15 protein-coding genes are annotated in these 18,647 nt (G+C 47.9%); 11 read left to right on the plus strand and 4 right to left on the minus strand.

Annotated elements, in window-relative coordinates:
* Nucleotides 1-11: 11 nt before the first annotated feature.
* The gene (locus AC1DXC_RS19915; RefSeq protein ID WP_477460935.1) at nucleotides 12-1,835 is read right to left on the minus strand and encodes a M61 family metallopeptidase; all 1,824 of its coding nucleotides are present in this window, start codon (nucleotides 1,833-1,835) and stop codon (nucleotides 12-14) included.
* A gap of 181 nt (nucleotides 1,836-2,016) precedes the next feature.
* On the opposite strand from AC1DXC_RS19915, the gene AC1DXC_RS19920 reads away from it, so the two are divergent.
* From AC1DXC_RS19920 to AC1DXC_RS19930, 3 genes are all read left to right on the plus strand, one after another.
* Entirely contained in the window at nucleotides 2,017-2,523 is a 507-nt protein-coding gene (locus tag AC1DXC_RS19920) for a DinB family protein (RefSeq protein ID WP_477460936.1), read from the plus strand.
* A gap of 182 nt (nucleotides 2,524-2,705) precedes the next feature.
* Complete coding sequence (locus AC1DXC_RS19925; RefSeq protein WP_477460937.1) at nucleotides 2,706-3,575, plus strand: pirin family protein; 870 nt, start codon at nucleotides 2,706-2,708, stop codon at nucleotides 3,573-3,575.
* A gap of 136 nt (nucleotides 3,576-3,711) precedes the next feature.
* Nucleotides 3,712-4,566 (plus strand): pirin family protein, encoded by an 855-nt coding sequence (locus AC1DXC_RS19930; protein WP_477460938.1) that lies wholly within the window; start codon nucleotides 3,712-3,714, stop codon nucleotides 4,564-4,566.
* Here the strand turns inward: AC1DXC_RS19930 and AC1DXC_RS19935 are convergent.
* The 3 genes from AC1DXC_RS19935 to AC1DXC_RS19945 form a co-directional block, all read right to left on the minus strand.
* Nucleotides 4,530-6,947: a GAF domain-containing protein gene (locus AC1DXC_RS19935; protein ID WP_477460939.1), complete on the minus strand. Its 2,418-nt coding sequence runs from the start codon at nucleotides 6,945-6,947 to the stop codon at nucleotides 4,530-4,532. The genes AC1DXC_RS19930 and AC1DXC_RS19935 overlap by 37 nt on opposite strands.
* Before the next feature lie 44 nt (nucleotides 6,948-6,991).
* Nucleotides 6,992-8,134: a putative sensor domain DACNV-containing protein gene (locus AC1DXC_RS19940; protein ID WP_477460940.1), complete on the minus strand. Its 1,143-nt coding sequence runs from the start codon at nucleotides 8,132-8,134 to the stop codon at nucleotides 6,992-6,994.
* 219 nt (nucleotides 8,135-8,353) lie between these two features.
* A complete protein-coding gene (locus AC1DXC_RS19945) occupies nucleotides 8,354-9,049 on the minus strand; it encodes a phosphatase PAP2 family protein (RefSeq protein WP_477460941.1) in 696 nt (231 codons plus the stop codon).
* 137 nt (nucleotides 9,050-9,186) lie between these two features.
* Between AC1DXC_RS19945 and AC1DXC_RS19950 the strand changes: the two genes are divergently transcribed.
* The 8 genes from AC1DXC_RS19950 to AC1DXC_RS19985 all read left to right on the plus strand — a co-directional run bounded on the left by AC1DXC_RS19950 (nucleotide 9,187) and on the right by AC1DXC_RS19985 (nucleotide 18,628).
* Complete coding sequence (locus AC1DXC_RS19950) at nucleotides 9,187-10,437, plus strand: Pycsar system effector family protein (protein ID WP_477460942.1); 1,251 nt, start codon at nucleotides 9,187-9,189, stop codon at nucleotides 10,435-10,437.
* Between the two features lie 6 nt (nucleotides 10,438-10,443).
* The gene (gene ppk1, locus AC1DXC_RS19955) at nucleotides 10,444-12,495 is read left to right on the plus strand and encodes a polyphosphate kinase 1 (RefSeq protein ID WP_477460943.1); all 2,052 of its coding nucleotides are present in this window, start codon (nucleotides 10,444-10,446) and stop codon (nucleotides 12,493-12,495) included.
* Nucleotides 12,496-12,497: 2 nt separating this feature from the next.
* Nucleotides 12,498-13,397 carry an SdiA-regulated family protein gene (locus AC1DXC_RS19960; protein ID WP_477460944.1) on the plus strand — a complete coding sequence of 300 codons (900 nt, stop codon included), beginning with the start codon at nucleotides 12,498-12,500 and terminating at the stop codon, nucleotides 13,395-13,397.
* Nucleotides 13,398-13,464: 67 nt separating this feature from the next.
* Nucleotides 13,465-16,044, plus strand: coding sequence for a BamA/TamA family outer membrane protein (locus AC1DXC_RS19965; protein ID WP_477460945.1), 2,580 nt, complete (start codon nucleotides 13,465-13,467; stop codon nucleotides 16,042-16,044).
* Between the two features lie 315 nt (nucleotides 16,045-16,359).
* On the plus strand, nucleotides 16,360-17,295 hold the full coding sequence (locus AC1DXC_RS19970; RefSeq protein ID WP_477460946.1) for a ring-cleaving dioxygenase: 936 nt from the start codon (nucleotides 16,360-16,362) through the stop codon (nucleotides 17,293-17,295).
* 2 nt (nucleotides 17,296-17,297) lie between these two features.
* Nucleotides 17,298-17,921 carry an alpha/beta hydrolase gene (locus AC1DXC_RS19975; protein WP_477460947.1) on the plus strand — a complete coding sequence of 208 codons (624 nt, stop codon included), beginning with the start codon at nucleotides 17,298-17,300 and terminating at the stop codon, nucleotides 17,919-17,921.
* Between the two features lie 61 nt (nucleotides 17,922-17,982).
* Complete coding sequence (locus tag AC1DXC_RS19980) at nucleotides 17,983-18,270, plus strand: GNAT family N-acetyltransferase (protein WP_477460948.1); 288 nt, start codon at nucleotides 17,983-17,985, stop codon at nucleotides 18,268-18,270.
* 4 nt (nucleotides 18,271-18,274) lie between these two features.
* Nucleotides 18,275-18,628 (plus strand): cupin domain-containing protein, encoded by a 354-nt coding sequence (locus tag AC1DXC_RS19985; protein ID WP_477460949.1) that lies wholly within the window; start codon nucleotides 18,275-18,277, stop codon nucleotides 18,626-18,628.
* Nucleotides 18,629-18,647: the final 19 nt, after the last annotated feature.

Genomic DNA, 18,647 nt, shown 5'->3' on the forward strand with positions numbered 1-18,647 from the left:
GCATTCACAGGCTATTTCCCCTCAAGGGCTTTCAAGGCCGCTTGTTGTTGGGCAGTTGGGTCGGCAACCGGCGCAAGGTAATTTTTGGTTTTAAAATGGCCGTTAAAAATAGGGCCTTTCAATACTTTTTCCTTGCCATCGCGCAGAACGGTTATCTCAATATCGGGGTGTAGGGTGTTCTCGTTAAAGTACTCATCCCAAATGCTGTCCAAATTATCTGATGTTACTTCCACGCCATCAATCTTCTTGAATATATCGCCCTCTTTTACTTTCAAGGGGTTATCGCCCACGCTAACGAACAGGAACGTGCCGTCCTGAAATTTCAAGCCCATCTTACCCGGATAATAAGCTTGCACATCGCGCAGCGCGGCGTATTCGTAACCCACACGGCCAAAGTATTCGGCATATGGCAGGGTTTCGGTACCTACTATGTATTTATCGATGAACAATTTAACATCCGGATGCGATGCAGCCACGAATTCGTTCAGGAAATCATCGTCATTAAAAGGTTTGCTGGCCCCGTATTTTTTGGTAAGGGTAAGGATCACTGATTTTAAATCCTTCGCGCCGCCTGTTTTGTCGCGGATGTACATATCCAGCGCGAACCCTATTAACGCTCCCTTGTTATAAACACTGTTGTATTTCTTTTGGAAATCGTCCTCCATTACGCGTTTGCTCATTTCGGTCATCGAAAAATTACCGAATTCCTCGGCAGCATTCATCTTGCTGCGCATTTCTTTAAAAAAGCCTTTCTCGTCAACCAGTCCGTTTTGCAACTGTATCAGGTGGGCAAAGTACTCAGTAACGCCTTCGTACATCCACAGCTGGGCCGACATCTTAGGGTCGGTAAAATCGAAATTCTCTATCTCGAAGCTATGCAGGTTAAGTGGTGTTTGGATATGTAAGAACTCGTGCGACGATACATCGTTCACCATCGATACCAAATCTTTTTCATATGCCACCTCGGGCAGGTAATAAAGTGAGGAGTAATTGTGCTCCAATGCGCCGTAGCCACCTTCGCCGTTTTTGCGGTCGGCAAGGGCCTTTTTAGGGTCCTCGAAGTAATAAAGGAACTGGTACGATTTTACCGGCAGGCCGTTGAAGAATTTGTCCAGCGATGCAGCAATAGGCTTAAGATATCCCGCCACCTGTGCGCTCTTCACTTTGCCTGTGGCCGAGAAAACAAATACATTTATCTTGCTTTTGCCTACATAAAAGGAAATGGTATCGGGCCGGGCATAAATCACCGGGTTATCAGCCAGGTACACGTAATCGCGGGCTTTTATAAGATCCTGCTGCGCCGAGGGGTGCTCCACATCCAGATGGGTGGCTGCAAAAAAAAAGTCGGGCTTGCTGATGGTGATTTCGATAGGTAACTTTTTGTAGTCCTCGAAATAACCATAAAAAGCGTGATTATTCATCACCACGTTTACGCCGGCCTCGATGTTGCTGCCACCGGGCTGGAAGATAAAGTCGTCGTGCTTTTGGTCCCAGGTATCGTTAACCTGGTATTTGATGGTCGTAAGCGTGTTGGCATTGCTTATGCGATACTGGTTTTTGTTCAGCTTCTCGGTTTTTAGTTTTTTGCCGGTATTATCAAAGGCCTCGAAATCGACGATGAAGCGGCCAAAATCTTTACGGGCATAAGAGCCGGGTATTGCTTTAGGGAACGAGAATATAGTGCTGGCCTGCGTAATGGTTGGCGTGGTAAGCGTAACGGATACGCGGTCGTCCTTAATGTTCAATAAATCTACGGCGTAGGCGTATTTCTGTTGCGCAATTGCAAAGGTGTAAATAATTGATAGTAAGGTAGTTGCGATGGCGAATCTCTTCATGGCGGGCAATAAGGTTTATGATATCAAAATAGCGCTTTATTTGCATTTCGCAAAAAGAAGAGAAAATAAATCTTCGTCGCATATCACCCGCTAAATAGCCGTATTTGCACCTTACGGCATTTAGGCCGCCGCCGTACCTTTATCATGTAAACCAAAGTACTACACATTTGTAATCAATACTATGAAAGAGCAAGCCATTAACGAATACAAAACCGCCACCGATAACTTCCTGAGAATATTGGCGATTTTTAACGAGCAACAGTTTAACGCTTTACCCTTTGAGGGTAGTTGGACAGCCGGCCAGGTGGCCGACCATATGCTGAAATCGCAAACCGGCTTGCCGCAGGTATTGACCGGCAATACCGAACCTGCTAACCGTAAGCCCGACGCCTCGAATGAAATCATAGAGAATATATTCCTCGATTTCAGCACCAAGCTTAAATCGCCGGTATTTATTTTGCCAACAGAGGAGTCGTTGAATCGGGCCGACATGCTAAGCAAGTATCAAGACAAAAGCGAGGAGATACAACAAACCGCCCAACCATTAGACGATACCGACATATGCCTCGATTTTGAAGTACCCGGCATCGGGCCATTTACCCGGCAGGAGTGGCTGCATTTTGTAGCCTGCCATACCATAAGGCACACCAGGCAGTTAGAGAATATATACCAGCGGTTGATAGATTAGTTTTTTGGTGACTAGTAAATGGTTGCATTGTTGTTTAGCGTTAAGCTAATTTTCTCGGGCTTAGCTAACCCTTAACTACTCACCAAACCTTAATCTACATTAACAATTCTCATTAACCTACCTTATTCTGCGCGTATGGTAAATGACCTACTTTTACATTATTAAAGAAGAGGAAATATACCATGATAAAATCGATAGAAAGAATAATCCCACGCCCCGCCCGGCCAGGTATGGTTGGCGACGGCTTCAGGGTTTACAATATGATACCCGGCGCAGGCATCAGCCAGCAGCGCATCAGTCCGTTTTTGATGCTTGATTTTAACGCCGAGTTTGATTTCGGCCCATCGGAACATCTGCGCGGGGTAGATGTGCACCCGCATAAAGGCTTCGAAACAGTTACCATTGCCTATAAGGGCAGCGTTGCTCATCACGATAGCGCGGGCAACAGTGGCATCATCAACCCAGGCGACGTGCAATGGATGACAGCCGGAGCCGGCATCCTCCATAAGGAATATCATGAGCAGGAATTTTCGCGCAGGGGAGGCCCCTTCGAGATGGTGCAGCTTTGGGTGAATTTACCCAAAAAAGATAAATCGGCGCAGCCCGGTTACCAGCCCATTACAGCAGACCAAATGGGTAAAGTACAATTGCCTGGCAATGGTGGCATAGTAAACGTTATTGCAGGCACTTATAATAATACAACAGGTCCGGCAAGCACTTTTACCCCCGTAAATTTATTCGATATTAAGCTGAATGCAGGCGGCCTCGCCGATTTTACTGTACCTGCCGGACATAATACTGCTTTGCTGGTTATCAACGGCAACGTGGAAGTGAATGGGCAACAGGCTAAAGAGCATAGCTTTATATTGTTCAAGAACGAGGGCGAAGAGATAAGCATCAAAGCCGATGCCGAAAGTGTTGTTTTAGTATTGAGCGGCGAACCCATCAACGAGCCTATCGCCAGTTATGGCCCTTTCGTGATGAACACCCAGCAGGAAATTGTTGAGGCGATACAAGAGTTTCAGTCGGGGAAATACGGCGAGTTGGTATAAATATTCATATTTTAACCACAGAGGGCACAGAGAAAAACACCGACGCGCACAGAGATTTAAGAGTCAACAACCGCAGATCTGTGCGCCTCTGTGTGCAACGTCCGCGTTCTGTGGTTTTAAAATAATAACGCTCATTATGAAAAAGAAGATAAAGCACATCCTTTTAGGTCGCGAGAAGCAGATAACGAGGGAGGATAGCGTAAGGCAGCCCTTACCGCATATGGATTTCAGGTTCGCCAACCCTTTTATTGTGCTGCATCACCTGGGGCCGAAGCAAATTGAGCCCGACCAGCAGCTGCGTATCCATCCGCACCCTCACCGGGGCTTTGCGCCGGTTACTTTTATGTTGCAGGGTGAGGGTTACCATAAAGACAGTGCGGGCCATAACGAAACCGTGAAAGCCGGCGATGCCCAGTGGATGTTCGCCGGCAAGGGCATACTGCACAGCGAGGGGCCGACGCAAGAGCTATTGACGCAAGGCGGCGTACAGGAATTGCTGCAGCTTTGGGTAAACGTACCCGCTGTAAATAAATTCGACGAGCCCAGCTATCAATCGGCCGCAAAAGAAGAGCAACCTTTGGTTTTGGAACAGGACGGCGTAAGCCTGCATTTGGTAAGCGGGCAATTCGACGGCAAAACCGGGCCACTAAAAAGCATCACCGCGGTAATATCGGTAGTGGGCAAAATTGCCAAAGGCAAAACCGTGCAGATTGCCGCCACCCCCGGCTATTGGACGCTGCTTTACATTGTAAAAGGCTGCCTGAGCGTAAACCTGGAGACAGTAAATCAGTATAATCTGGTTGTGTTTGAAAAAGACAACGAAGAACTTATCCTCTCCGCCGAAGAAGATACCCAAATACTATTCCTTTCTGCCGAGCCTATAGATGAGCCGGTAGCAGCTAAAGATAACTTTGTGATGAATATCGCCGAAGAAATTGAACAGGCCATAGCCGACTATAAAAGCGGCGTGTTCGGCTCGTTGGCTTTTTGATATTTCATCTCTTCCGGGTCTATCACCTCCAGCAATTCATCATAGGTGTAGCATTTTTTCGATGGCAGGCTGCTATCGTACAACACCTTTACACGAATGGCTTTTAAGCCCGATATGCCCTGCAAATCCTCAATTTCCAGCATTTCTACTTCTTCATCCACCATCTTCTTCATCTGCAAAAAGCGTATGTAGGTGAGGTATTCCACTTCCTCATCATGGTTAGAGTACACGATGGTGAGCTTACCTATGGCCGTAATCCGTTCCGTAGTACCTTTTACAAGGGCCTTATCTATACGTTTCTTTACGATTTCGAAACGAGCGTTATAGGTGCCATCCACATCAAAGCGTTTCTCATCCATCCGGAAACGGATTGAAAGCGGAAGGCTGAACGCCAGTATCAGCGAGGTTACTTCAAGCGGGTAGGGCAGTATCTCGCGGTTAAAGTGGTGTTCAAGTTCCATTTCGCATAAAACCTGCAATTGCCATAAGCGCAGGTTGTACACATACTTCATGTCGAAGGGTTTCGATGGGGATATTTTTTCGCCTATGTACAGGTTATGCTCTACGCCATCTGTTTTAAAACGTTCGTAATAATGCGGGTAGTAGCTTTGTGCTTCGGTTTGCCAGCGATCCAGCATGGTTGCCATGCGCTCGTTGATAATAGCCACGGTGGTTTCATACTTGCGCCGCTGCAGGTGGAAATCGCCCATCTTGTCGGCATCCTCAAAATACTTTTCTATAGCCGGGCTATTGGGCACCTCCAGAACAAGGGCCTCCTTAAATATGGGGTGCACCAAATGGTCCAGGTAGTTTTGCAGCTGTTGTTCGGTATCTGCCTTCAGCGCGGTGCCAAGCTCTATTTCGTACGACCGTAAATGCTGGAGTACGCTTTCCAGTGATTCTACGCCAGAGGAAACGGTCAGCTTGCCTACCAGGTTAATGGCGGCCGTAAGTTGGTTCTTCAGGTCGGTTTGCAGGCTGTTGTTACGCGTGTCTGATGAGCCTTTGATGTCGACCTGCCCATATAGCGGGTACACGTTGGTAAAGGTAATCTCGCGCAGGGCGTAAGGCTTCTTCTCCGCCTTTAAATAAAGGTATTTATCCACCTCTTTCTTAAATTTCCAGTAAACGCTTGGGTGTATGCTGGTATATTCGTCTTGTATAATGGCTTGAACCTGGTTTTGCTTTTCAGAAACCTTACGGGCGATGGTATCGGTTAAAAACGGCATTACCACATCCAGTTGGTTGGCGTTTACGCTATGCAGCTCGCCTTTACGGCTCGATACCAGCTCTATGATGCCTAGCATCTTGCCATCTTTAATTACCGGGGCAAGTATAAAGCTATTGATATTTTGTTCTTTAAGCCGTTTGGCCAGCTTGCTGCCCGGGTTTTTTGCCCAAAGTTGCTGCGTGTCGGCCACCGCGAAATAAACCCTATCCGTAACTACGCCATTCAGTGAGTTCATGCAAAGCGCATCCGTGCAAAACTCCTCTTCTATATCTTCAGGCAAAAAGAAACTGCCGAGTTGCGAACTGAATTTTGGTAGGCTAAACACTTGTTCCTCAGGGTCGAACTCGATGAAACCGACGCGCAAATCAGCGATGCGGTATATCGAACGGAATACAGACAGAATGCTCTCGTAAGGATTTACCTCAGCAGAATCTCGGCCAAGCAAGGCGCCTTTTAAGGATGATACAGCACTTTCCACTGTGGCATCGTACAGCGTAATCAGCCCGAAGCCCCGCAAATTCCAGCTGCCTATTGGGAATTTTTCTTTCCACAGGTCGATGTTGCTGAAGTTATCGGTAAGCATGGTTATGTCTTCCGGCGTTATCTCAACAGCTTTTTCATTAGGCGAAATCTCAAGGAAATCGGCATTATACAATATGCGGTAATGCTTGATGATACCATTGGCATCGGGTATATCATAGTAAAGCGGCTTGGAAAAATTAAGGCGCGTACCATATATGGCATCCAGTATAATACAGCAGGCCATAATGTAGAACGATGGTTCGTCGTAATCCCTGAAAGAGATGTCGAATCCTTCCCCGGCCGATTTCAGGATGTTTTTGAAGCGGTTGGTTTGGTTAAAGAGAATGTCCTGGTAAGGGATGCTCACCGCTTTTATTTCATTATCCGTTAAGGCCCTGGGGAACAGGCTATCCAACAGATGGCTTATTACCTCAGTATTGTCGATTATTTGGCTTTTTTTGGTGATGCCGTCCCGCAGTTCGGGAAAGGGCTTTATTTCTTCGAGGATAGCCTGCGCGTAAGCGGCCGCCGGTCCGGTTTGGGCGGCGAGTTCCTCGTAATGCTCAATCAGCTTATGGAATGAGATATGGAGGCTAAAGGGGCTATCTGCTAACGCATTTAAATTCATAAATATATAGTACAGTACGGTAGACTAATTGTTAAGTTAAAATGTTACAACAGCAACACATCAATGCGGTGTGCGTGCACCATCTGCATTTCTACAGACCATGCAAACACGGTGAACTGCCCATCCTGGGAAGCTACCAACGCAATGGCATCGTTTTGATCGTAAACAAACTGGGCCGCTGCCAAATGCCGGGTGCCGCCGTTTTGTGCGGGGTGTACCTTGATAGCTTTTGCTTCTGCAAGGGGTTCGGTCAGTACGATCTGGCCGATGCGGGCACTTTTTTCTGCACGGGTAAGCTTTGCGCCAAAAGCAAGCAAATCGTATTTGTTGGTGATGATGGTAGCGCCATCAACCGCCGTGAAACCGCCGATAAGGTCTATTGCTTCTAAAAGCGATTCCTGCCATTCGCGCTTCTTGCGTTCGGTATCATTAAGCGACAGCAATTCCGGTATGGCACTATAGGCCGGTGTAACCGGATATTTTATAGGATGTACAACAGATTCGTGCCACTTATCAGTACCCACCGGCACAATAGCTACCAGGCCGCCCTTGCCGTGCAAGCGCATAGAGGAGGCTAACTGCACCAGCACGTTGAACGATTCGCCCATAAAAGAAGGGAGCGGCATATTCGCCAGCGATTTAAGCAGCACGGGGCAATCGGCGACGCCCATGGTAACCTCGTCAAGCACCTTTATTTGGTCGCCCTGCAACACGGCAATGTTTACAAATTTGCCAAAACCATCAACCCGGCGGTGTTTGATCACCAGTAAGCCCGGCTCTACCACTTCCAGTACAAAACAAATAGAGGGGATGCTGTGCGTAGTGCCCCATATAAACAGGTCGTCGCCCTCGCGCCAAACGCCAAGGTGTATGCCGGGTTGCTCCACGGCGGGGGCCAGTTTTATCAAATTCTGTGGCGTAAGCCTAAGTTTTTGCCCGAATATCAAAGGTTTATCGGATTGTGTGGGACTAAGCAATGCCAGCGATATCTTTGGCGAATGCCCTTCCTCGCGCCGCAGGCTGGCCCAAAAGCCGATATCGATAACGGCCTCTATAATCATGCTATCGGGCGCGGTAGCCAGGTTTACGCCTATAATCTCCTGCGCTTCAAGCAGGTGCTTTTTAAAGTGCGCCTCAATAACAGGTGCAACAATGCGGGCAGGCAAGTAGGTAGGTTCTGATAGCATTTGGGGCAGATAGTATGTTAAGGCAAAATTAATTAATTACTGCCCTTTTTATATATAAAATATTCTTTATGACTTAATTAGGAGGGAGTGTTGACTATTGGTTGACTATTTGTCTGAACTCGAATTTTAAGGAATTTTTAGAATGGGCAGAATTGAATGACAGTTGCGTACAATGCTTCTGTAAAATTCCCCCAAATTCGAGTTCAGACAAATCCCCCTCTAAAACGCTGGCTTCAAAGCCAATGCCGTGCCGCTGCCCAAAGCCGCGCCGCCCAATACATCGGTAGGGTAATGCACGCCCAGGTACATTCGCGAATAAGCCGTGCCGCCGGCCCATAAAAATGCAGGCGCTACTACATACCATTTTGGGTAAGCCCTTGATAGGGCCATGGCGGTAGAAAAACTGGTAGAGGTATGCCCCGATGGGAACGAGCTTTCGCCGGGGATATAAACCGGCACTATCTTTAAATTACGGATGAACGGGCGGGGGCGGCCTACCAGTTTCTTGATCAAATAAGTAGCCACGAAGGTAATGGCCGTGCTGCTGGCCACATAGCCCGCGTTTTCGCGCATATTGCGGTCGTTAGTAATAATGCCGCCTACCAGCAAGGCCGCAGGCACGCCTATGTTGCCGTACATCAGGTTGCGCGAGAGGAAGCGCATGGTAGGCGTTACCTCGGGCGTTCGGTTTAATGCAAGGCTTATCATGGTACGGTCGTCAAACCGTTGGATGAAGTTATCTACTTTAGGCACCACAACGGCAACTTTTGGTTTTGGGGCGGGTAGGGCAGCTACGGTATCCTTGGGTGGTACGACCACTGTTTGTGCAAAGGATTGAACGCCCCCCGCAAAAAATGTTAATAACTGTGCCGCTATGGCTATTTTGATCGTGCGCTTGTAAAAAAAACTCATCATAGGTGTACGGCTTTGTTTTAATATTTATATTTATCGCAAACCGTGTATTTGTGTTAGCAAAGTACTCAATAAATTGTTTTGCGCCTAATGCGTTTGCACACAATTTTAGGTAAGGGTTGTTATAGCAGCATCTATTTATGAACTACCAGCAATTGATAAAACAGGTTAGCGAGCATGTGCTGGCCTATTACAAAACCCACGGCGATCCGCGCCTTGTTTACCACGATAAAAAGCACACCGAAGGGGTAGCCGCGCGGGCAACAGAAATTGCCAATCACTACCAGGTGAACGATCGCGATTACTTTGTTGTAGTGGCGGCCAGCTGGTTCCACGATACTGGCTACATGGTGGATATAAACAACCACGAAGAAAAAAGTGCCGAACTGGCCGTTGCCTACCTCAAAAAAATCGGCTTACCTGAGGAAGATATCGCCGATGTAAAAGGATGCATCATGGCCACCCGCATGCCGCAATCGCCCTTAAGCTTGCTGGAGAAAATCATCTGCGATGCCGATTTGTACCATCTGGGTACCGACGATTTTTTCGATACCGATAAAAAGATGCGTAAAGAAGGCGCGACCCTGCATGGTCTGGAGGTTAAAAAGGCTGAGTGGTGGCGCAAAAGCATCGCGTTTTTATCGGCACATCAATACCATACCGATTATTGCCAGGTGCTGCTGAACAACTCCAAGCGCAAAAACATCGAAGAATTGAAGAGCAAGTTGGCCAAGGCACAGGAAAAAGAGGCCGACAACCAGGCTGCTGCGCGGATAGCCCCTGTACCGGTGGTGGCCGATAAAAAAGCCGACAAAAAGAACAAAGATAAGGACAAGGAGAAACAGGAGGAGCCCAAAAAAGGCATCGAGACCATGTTTAGGATAAGCTCATCCAACCATCAGCGATTGAGCGATATGGCTGATAACAAGGCCCATATCATGATAACGGTAAACTCTATTATTCTTTCGGCCATCATCAGTTTGGTGCTGCGCCGCCTTAGCGAGAACGAGTTTTTGGTTATCCCTACCTTTATCCTGTTAGCCATCAGTCTGCTGGCTATTACTTTCTCTATCCTGGCCACGCGGCCGTCAATCCCCGCAGGGTTGTTTACCCGCGAAGAAGTGGATAATAAAACCGTGAACCTGCTGTTTTTTGGCAATTTCTATAAAGCAACTTTAGAGGAATATACCTACGGGATGGAGAAGATGATGGACGATAAAGACTTTTTGTACGGTAGCCTGATAAAAGATGTGTACGCGCAGGGCGTGGTGCTGGGCAAAAAATACAGGTTGCTGCGCATTGCCTACAATATCTTCATGTTTGGGCTGATCATTTCGGTATTGGCGTTTATTGTATCGTCGGCATTTTTTGCGGGTAAACCTATATTGTAAAGGCTTATGCAAAAGTACTTCAACCGCGACCTGAGTTGGCTTGGCTTTAACCAGCGCGTGCTGGACGAGGCTGCAAACACGGCCGTGCCGCTGATGGAACGTATAAAATTCCTGGCGATATACTCTTCCAACCTCGATGAGTTTTACCGTGTGCGCATGCCCGTGCTGCGTGCCCTCCAAAAAATTGGCGAGAAAAAAAGTAGCGAAGTAGATGCCGATAAGCAGGCTGATATATTGCAGCAGGCATCGGCACTTATACTGGCCCAGCAGCAGCATTTCGGCGAGATACTCACTACCCAACTTATTCCGTTGCTACTTAAGGAAAAAGTAAACCTGATATATAATCAACTGCTGCCTCAGATTTTGCAGGCAGAGGTGAGCAACTACTTTTTAGCCGAGGTGCTGGCCTTTTTGCAGCCCATTGCATTAGATGCTACCCACGGTTTCTTCCCCGAAAATAATAAGATATATTTTTTAGTAGAGTTGCGCGAAAACAATACCGATAAGCTGGTACTGATTAATATCCCATCTGATAACCTGCCGCGCTTTTACATGGCGAAAGCCGATGGTCTGCAGTACATCTGTTTCCTGGATGATGTTATCCGCTGGAACCTGGATAAGCTGTTCAGGCATGCCGAAATCAAAAACTGCTACAGCTTTAAAATTACCCGCGATGCCGAGCTCGACCTGAAAGACGAGTACTCGGGCGACCTTTCTGAACAGATAGAAAAACAACTCAACAAACGCGATTTGGGCTTTGCCACTCGTTTTTTATATCAGGCCGATATGCCCATGTGGATACTGGATAGCCTGAGCAATTACCTCAACCTTAATAAACCCACCAGCATGGAAGGGGGGCGCTACCATAATCTTAAAGATTTCTTTGTCCTGCCTGTTGGCGCGCCTGGCCTGGCGTACGATAAATGGCCGGCAGCAATGCTGGAGGATATCCGTCCCGATGAATTGATTGCCGATGCATTGGTCCGCAAGGATCTGCTCATTAACGCGCCCTACCAATCGTACGATACCATACTGCGGTTTTTTAACGAGGCAGCCAATAACCCCGATGTAGAGGAGATAAGCGTTACGCTTTACCGCGTAGCCAGCGATTCAAAAATAGTGAACGCCTTGATCAGCGCCGCCAAAAACGGCAAAAAGGTGCGGGTAGTGGTAGAGCTGAAGGCCCGCTTTGATGAAGCCAACAACATCAAATGGGCAAAAAAAATGAAGAGCGCAGGTGTGGACATCATCTACAGCGTTACCGCGCTAAAAGTGCATGCCAAAGTTGCGCTGGTAAAAACGCGAAAAGGCGGGCGCATGGCCTACACGGGTCTTTTGGCTACCGGCAATTTCAATGAAGGTACCGCCCGGTTCTATACCGACCATATTCTGCTCACCGCCAACCCCAAATTGCTGCGCGAGGTGGAGCTACTATTTATATTCCTGGCTAAACGCGAGAAGCCGACCGAGGACAACCACATCGATTTTAAAGATATACTGGTAGCGCAGTTTAATCTGCAAAACCGCTTCCTGGAACTGATAGACCGCGAGATAGCTTTTGCAAGGCAGGGCCTGCCCGCCGCCATCACCATTAAGATGAATAACCTCGAAGAAAAGGTGATGATTGATAAGCTCTACGAGGCATCGCAGGCGGGGGTGAATATATCGCTGCTCATCAGGGGGATATGCTGCCTGATACCGGGCGTAATGGGCATGAGCGAGAACATCAGCATCAAACGCATCGTTGACCGTTACCTGGAGCACGGGCGGGCATTCATCTTCAATAACAATGGGCAGCCTGAAATATTTATGGGCTCGGCAGATTGGATGAACCGCAATATATATCATCGCATTGAGGTTTGTTTCCCGGTGTATGATGAAGCCATAAAGCAGCAGATAACAGAAATAATTGCGCTGCAACTAAACGATAATGTACAGGCGGTGTTGTTGAATGAACAACTACAAAACATTAAGCCGGAATTAACCGGTACGCCGGTACAGTCGCAACAGGCCATTTACCGGCACTTAAGCCAAAAAGAGGTTGTATTAACACCATGAGCATGAAAACGGTAGCCATTTTATTTTCTGTAATCATATTAGGCGTCATTGGCGCATCCTGTAGCCAAAATGATGGCAAACAAAGAAAAGGCAAGCACAAAAAGGATAAAGAAAAACAGGAAGCCACTGCCGTATCGCCGCCGGGCTATGATTTAAGCAAGCCCCAGGAATACAAGATGCCATCAGAATTGCTGGAGATATCGGGCATTGCCTTCAACAAGGGCGACGACAACCTTATTTATGCCGAACAGGATGAGAACGGCAACATCTATTACCTGCATCCGGGTGATAAAACAGCAAAAAGTGCTAAATTTGGTAAACATGGCGATTACGAAGACGTGGCCGTTGGCAACGGGCAGGCTGTAATCCTCCGCAGCGACGGCGAGTTGCACAGTTTCCCGCTTACCGAGGTGAAGGGCGGCCAGATAAAGAGCCAAAAGGTAAAAAACCTGGTGCCGCCGGGCGAGTACGAGGGCATGCACTTCGATAACGAGAGCGGCAAGCTCTATATCCTGTGCAAGCAATGTGCTATAGATAAATCTACCGATAACAACTCGGGTTATATATTCAACCTGGGCACCGATGGCAGCATTACCAAAACAGGCGATTTTACCGTAAATGCCAGCACGGTTGATAGTGAAGGCGAGATAAAAAAGTTCAAGTTGCGCCCATCGGCGCTGGCGCGTAACCCGCTTACCAAACAGTGGTTCATCGTATCATCTATAAATAAGCTGCTGTTGGTTACAGATGATAAATGGAAAGTGCAGGCGAGCTACCCTTTAAGGGGTTTCCTGCAGCCGGAGGGAATAGCTTTTGATAGTAAAGGCAACCTATACATATCCAATGAAGGCGACGAGTTGGCCAGTGGGAACATATTGTTTTTTAAGTACACGAAACCCTAATGATAAAATACCGATAACATAGCAGCATGCGCCAGCCGCATTCGGCTACATAAACATCCCTGATCCTATGCGTAAATACCTACTGATCCTATCCGCCATACTTGCTACCGCCACCACGGGTTACGCGCAGCAAAATACAGTTAACGAATTGCCCGCGCCCCAATTCAGGGACAGCATTGTAGTAAAAGTACACCCTTCCTATAACGATGTTACGGGTGCCCATAAATGGCTTTTCGGCAAAAACTACCGCGAGGAATGGGCCGTGCCCGTTAAGCTGCCCATTATCAGGATAAGCGAGGTATATGGCGGTCTTACGCCCGATAAAGAGGGCGGGGGCTATCAATCCAAATCGCTAAGGCTTAAGGATAAAAAAGGCCACGAGTGGGTGATCAGGAGCGTAGAGAAATCGCCGGACAAGCTGCTCCCACCGAATTTTGCGGGTACATTCGCGGTAGATTGGCTTGACGATGCTATCAGCGGGCAGCACCCATTCTCGGCCCTGATTGTTGGCCCAATGGCCGAGGCCGCCAACGTACCGCACTCCAATCCGGTAATTGGCGTTGTTGCAGATGACCCCGCGCTGGGCAAATTCCGCCAGAAATTTGCCAACACCATTTGCCTGCTGGAAGAACGCGAACCCGGCGGCAATTCTGACAATACGCCCAAGGCTTTGGGCAAAATCATAGAAGATAATGACAACCATTTTGATGGCGAGGCATTTTTGCGCGCACGCCTGCTGGATTTGCTGGTGGCCGACTGGGACCGCCACGAGGACCAATGGCGCTGGCTCGACCGCCAAAAGGGCAACGGCAAAATGTACATCGGCGTACCCCGCGACCGCGACCAGGTACTGCACGTAGCGCAGGGGCTGTTTCCAAGCATCGCATCTTTGCCCTTCATCACCCCGGCTATAGATAATTTCAGCGGGGAGATACCCCGGGTGAAATACTCCATTTTCAAAACCCGTTTCATCAAACCTTATACCGATGCACAGATATCTTTTGAAGATTGGATGCGTATTACCAACGCCTTTGTAGCTGCAGAAACCGATGCCGTATTGGAAGCCGGCTTGCGCAAAATGCCGGTCGAAGCTTACAACATCAGGCATGATAAATTGCTGGCCGAGCTGAAACAGCGCCGCGATGCCATCCCGAAGGCGATGGAGGAGTATTACTACTTCATCAACCGCCTGGTAGATATACGCGCCAGCGATAAAAACGAACAGGTGACCATTACCGATGCGCCGGATAACGGCATGCGGGTGCTTATCCAAAAAATAACCAAAGAGGGCAAGCTGGGTGATACTTTGCTGAATATGGTGTACAAGCCTGCTATTACCCACGAGATAAGGCTATTTATATCGGGCGGGGACGACCATGTGACGATAAATACCGCTAGTTCCACCATCAACCTGCGCGTGGTTGGCGGCAAAGGCAACAAAATTTACGAGGGCATCAAATCTAACGGGCGCGTAAAGCTTTACGATAAGCCGGATAGCCTAAAATTCATCGGCGACGAAAGCATCTTTAGGAAGCGCCTTTCGCGCGATACCTTCAATACCAAATTCGTCCCTTCCTATCCGTATAATGTTTGGATGCCGCTGGCTACCGCTGCTCTCAATGCCGATGACGGCTTTTTACTGGGTCTGGGCGTGCAGTACACCAAATACGATGGCTTCCGCAAGCTGCCTTATACCAGCTTGCAGCAGCTGATGGTGACCCATTCTTTCTCTACTGACGCGTTCAGGATACGTTACAGCGGCGAATGGATACATGCCTTCGGTAAAACCGACCTACTGATGAACGCCAAAATACAGGCACCGGATAACACCATGAACTTCTTCGGTTTCGGCAATAGCACGCCGCTGGTAAAGGGACCGGATTACCGCAGGTTTTACCGCACCAGGTTCGATACCTATCAGTTCGACCCGGCGTTGCGCTGGCGGCTGGATAGCGTGCAAAGCATCAGCGTTGGCCCATCGTTCCAATATTACCATTTCGATGCCGAAGGCAATGCAGGCAGACTGATTACTAATCCGCCACTCATCAATTCATACGATAGTTTGATAGTAGATAAAGACAAAGTGCATGTGGGCATAGCCATTAACTATATTGATAACGAGCGTAAAGGCGGCGTATTTCCCAACGATGGGCACTATTTTACCGTTAGCTTAACCGGTTACCGGGGATTGAACAGCTACTCCAAATCGTACGGGCAACTGCGCTCGGAGTTTACTTTCTATAAAAAACTAACCAACCATGGCGCATTGGTAATAAGCGATCGTGTAGGCGGCGGTATTACCGTTGGTCGCCCGGCCTTTTACCAGGGCATGTTTTTGGGCGGGCAGGGCAACCTGCTGGGCTTCCTTCAAAACCGTTTCGCGGGCAAGCATATGGTGTATAACAACTTCCAGGCGAGGCTAAAACTGGCCAACATCAAGGGGTACTTATTGCCCGGCCAACTGGGCATCAGTGGGTTTTATGATGTGGGCAGGGTATGGGCCGATAATTACAACTCAGGCGGCCTGCATCAGGGCGTAGGCGGCGGTGCGTATTTTTCGCCGGCGGCGCTTATTGTAATACAAGTGTTGGCCAGCCACTCTGTGGAGGGCTGGTACCCGTATGTGAGCTTGAATTTTAGGATATAACAGGACTCTGCCCCACGTCATTGCGAGGAACGAAGCAATCTCCCTATTCGCAGGTCGGATTTGCATAGCGGCTCTTCATACGTAGAGATTGCTTCGTTCCTCGCAATGACGCGGTGGTTAGGCTTGGTTTGAAGAACACTCATTACTTCTTCGTTATTCATCATCTGCACATTCAAAATCTAAAATCTGCACATCTTTCTTAACCTACATTAACTTTCCGTTTTAACCTACATTAAGTTGAAATGCTGTGTTTATACCGACATTTGATATCAACAAACAAGAACAAAACACAAACAATTTAAAGGACACAATATCATGGAAAATACAATAAACGGCATCCACCACATCACAGCAATAGCTGGTAATGCCAAACGCAACTATAACTTTTACACCAATGTTTTGGGCCAGCGCCTGGTTAAGAAAACTGTAAACTTCGACGACCCTGAAACATACCACTTATACTACGGCGACAAGGAAGGTACCCCCGGCAGCATCCTTACGTTCTTCCCATGGGAAGGCATACAAAGCGGCCGCAGAGGCGCGAGGCAGGCTACCGAAATTGGCTACTCGGTACCAAAAGGCAGTCTTGATTTTTGGGTAAATCGTTTCGAAAAACATAACGTGATCTATAACAAAGTGGCCGAAAAATTTGGCGAAGAATACTTAACGGTATTAGACCCTGATGGCCTGAAGCTAGAGTTGACCGCATCAAAAAATGCCGATAACCGCTTGCCTTGGGAAACAGACGAAGTTAAAGCAGAGAACGCTATTAAAGGCTTCCATAACGTAACTATCACTACTAATAAAATGCAGCCTACTGCCGATATTTTGACCGGTGTATTTGGCTACAAATTGTTAGAGCAACACGTAAACCGTTACCGTTTCGTAACTGATGCAGTAGAAAACGCCAATATCGTTGACCTGGTTGAAGTTGCCGGAGAAGTTGCAGGCCATGTGGCCGGTGGCAGCGTACACCACGTAGCCTTTAGGGTAGCCAACGAGGAAATATTGATGCAATACCGCGAAAAGATTGCCGCTTTAGGTTTGCACATTACTGATAAAATAGACCGTAACTACTTCTATTCATTATACTTCCGCGAACCGGGAGGCGTGTTGTTCGAAATTGCTACCGATAACCCGGGCTTCGCAGTCGACGAATCGGTTGAAGAATTGGGCCAGAACCTGAAATTACCTGCACAGCACGAACGTTTCAGGTCGGCATTAGAAAAATCGTTACCAAGTTTGGTTTAATTATGTATAGCCACACAAAGCAAATTAAAACGGCGGGTGCAGCACCCGCCGTTGCCAAAGGAGCGCTGATACTATTGCATGGCAGGGGTGGCACCGCAGCCAATATTATAGGCGTGGCAAATGAGTTGGATGTAGATGGTTTCTCCATATACGCGCCGCAGGCCACCAATAATAGCTGGTACCCCTTGAGTTTTTTAGCACCCGATGCACAGAACCAGCCCGCCTTAAATTCGGCATTGGAAATGGTGGATGAAACCGTGAAACAGGCGTTGGCAGACGGTATCCCGACGCATAAGATATACTTCCTCGGTTTTTCTCAGGGGGCATGTTTAACACTGGAATACATCACCCGCCACGCCCAACCATTTGGTGGCGCGGTTGCCTTTACAGGCGGACTGATTGGCGAACGCCTGAATTTAGATAACTACAAAGGCGATTTCATTGGCATGCCCGTATTGATAACCACAGGCAACCCCGACCCGCACGTGCCTTTGAGCAGGGTGGAAGAGAGCGTGAAAGTTTTGAAAAGCATGGATGCAGCGGTAACGCTGAAAGTTTATAACGGCAGGCCGCACACCATCAGTCGCGAAGAAATTGATCTGGCTAACAGCACCATATTTATATGAACAAACTTATAGCATGGCTGTTAGCCAAATGGACCGCGAGCAATTTTAAAAAGGTAAGGAAATGAACTACGACGATACAGAACTAATAAACAACGAAGCCATCCACAACTTTGAACTATTTGTGGATGGCCATCGTGCCTTTATCGATTATAAAACCAAGGATAATAAAATTTACCTCATCCATACCGAGGTGCCTAAAGAACTGCAGGGCCAGGGCGTTGCCGAAGCGATAGTAGAGAAAGCCTTTAAATACATCGAAGCGCATCATTTAATATTGATACCGCTTTGTACTTACGTACAAGTTTTCCTGCGTAAACACCCCGAATGGGACAAGCTTTTAGCAGCTTAATACAATGGAGCAATTTAAAGTAACCCGCGTATATGCCGATGCAAATGGCGATAGTTGTTTTGATGATGTGTTTTACCCGCTAACCAATGGCGGCCCGATTGGCCATCTATCCCAAAGTGTGGCGGTAAAGGAAGTTGTTTTCAGAAAAGTACCCGCGGGATATAACGACCTTCATACTGCACCAGCAAAACAATACGTGGTGCTGTTGGATGGTGGTGTAGAAATAGAAACCTCGCTTGGCGAAAAACGTGAGTTTGAGCAGGGCGAGGTTTTATTAATGGAAGACACGACAGGCAAAGGTCACCGCAGCAGTAATCTGGAGCAGCGGGAGCGAAGTTCGTTGTTTATAATCTTCTGAATTAGGGCACGGAGGGCTA

Source organism: Mucilaginibacter sp. P2_D11, from assembly GCF_056404435.1.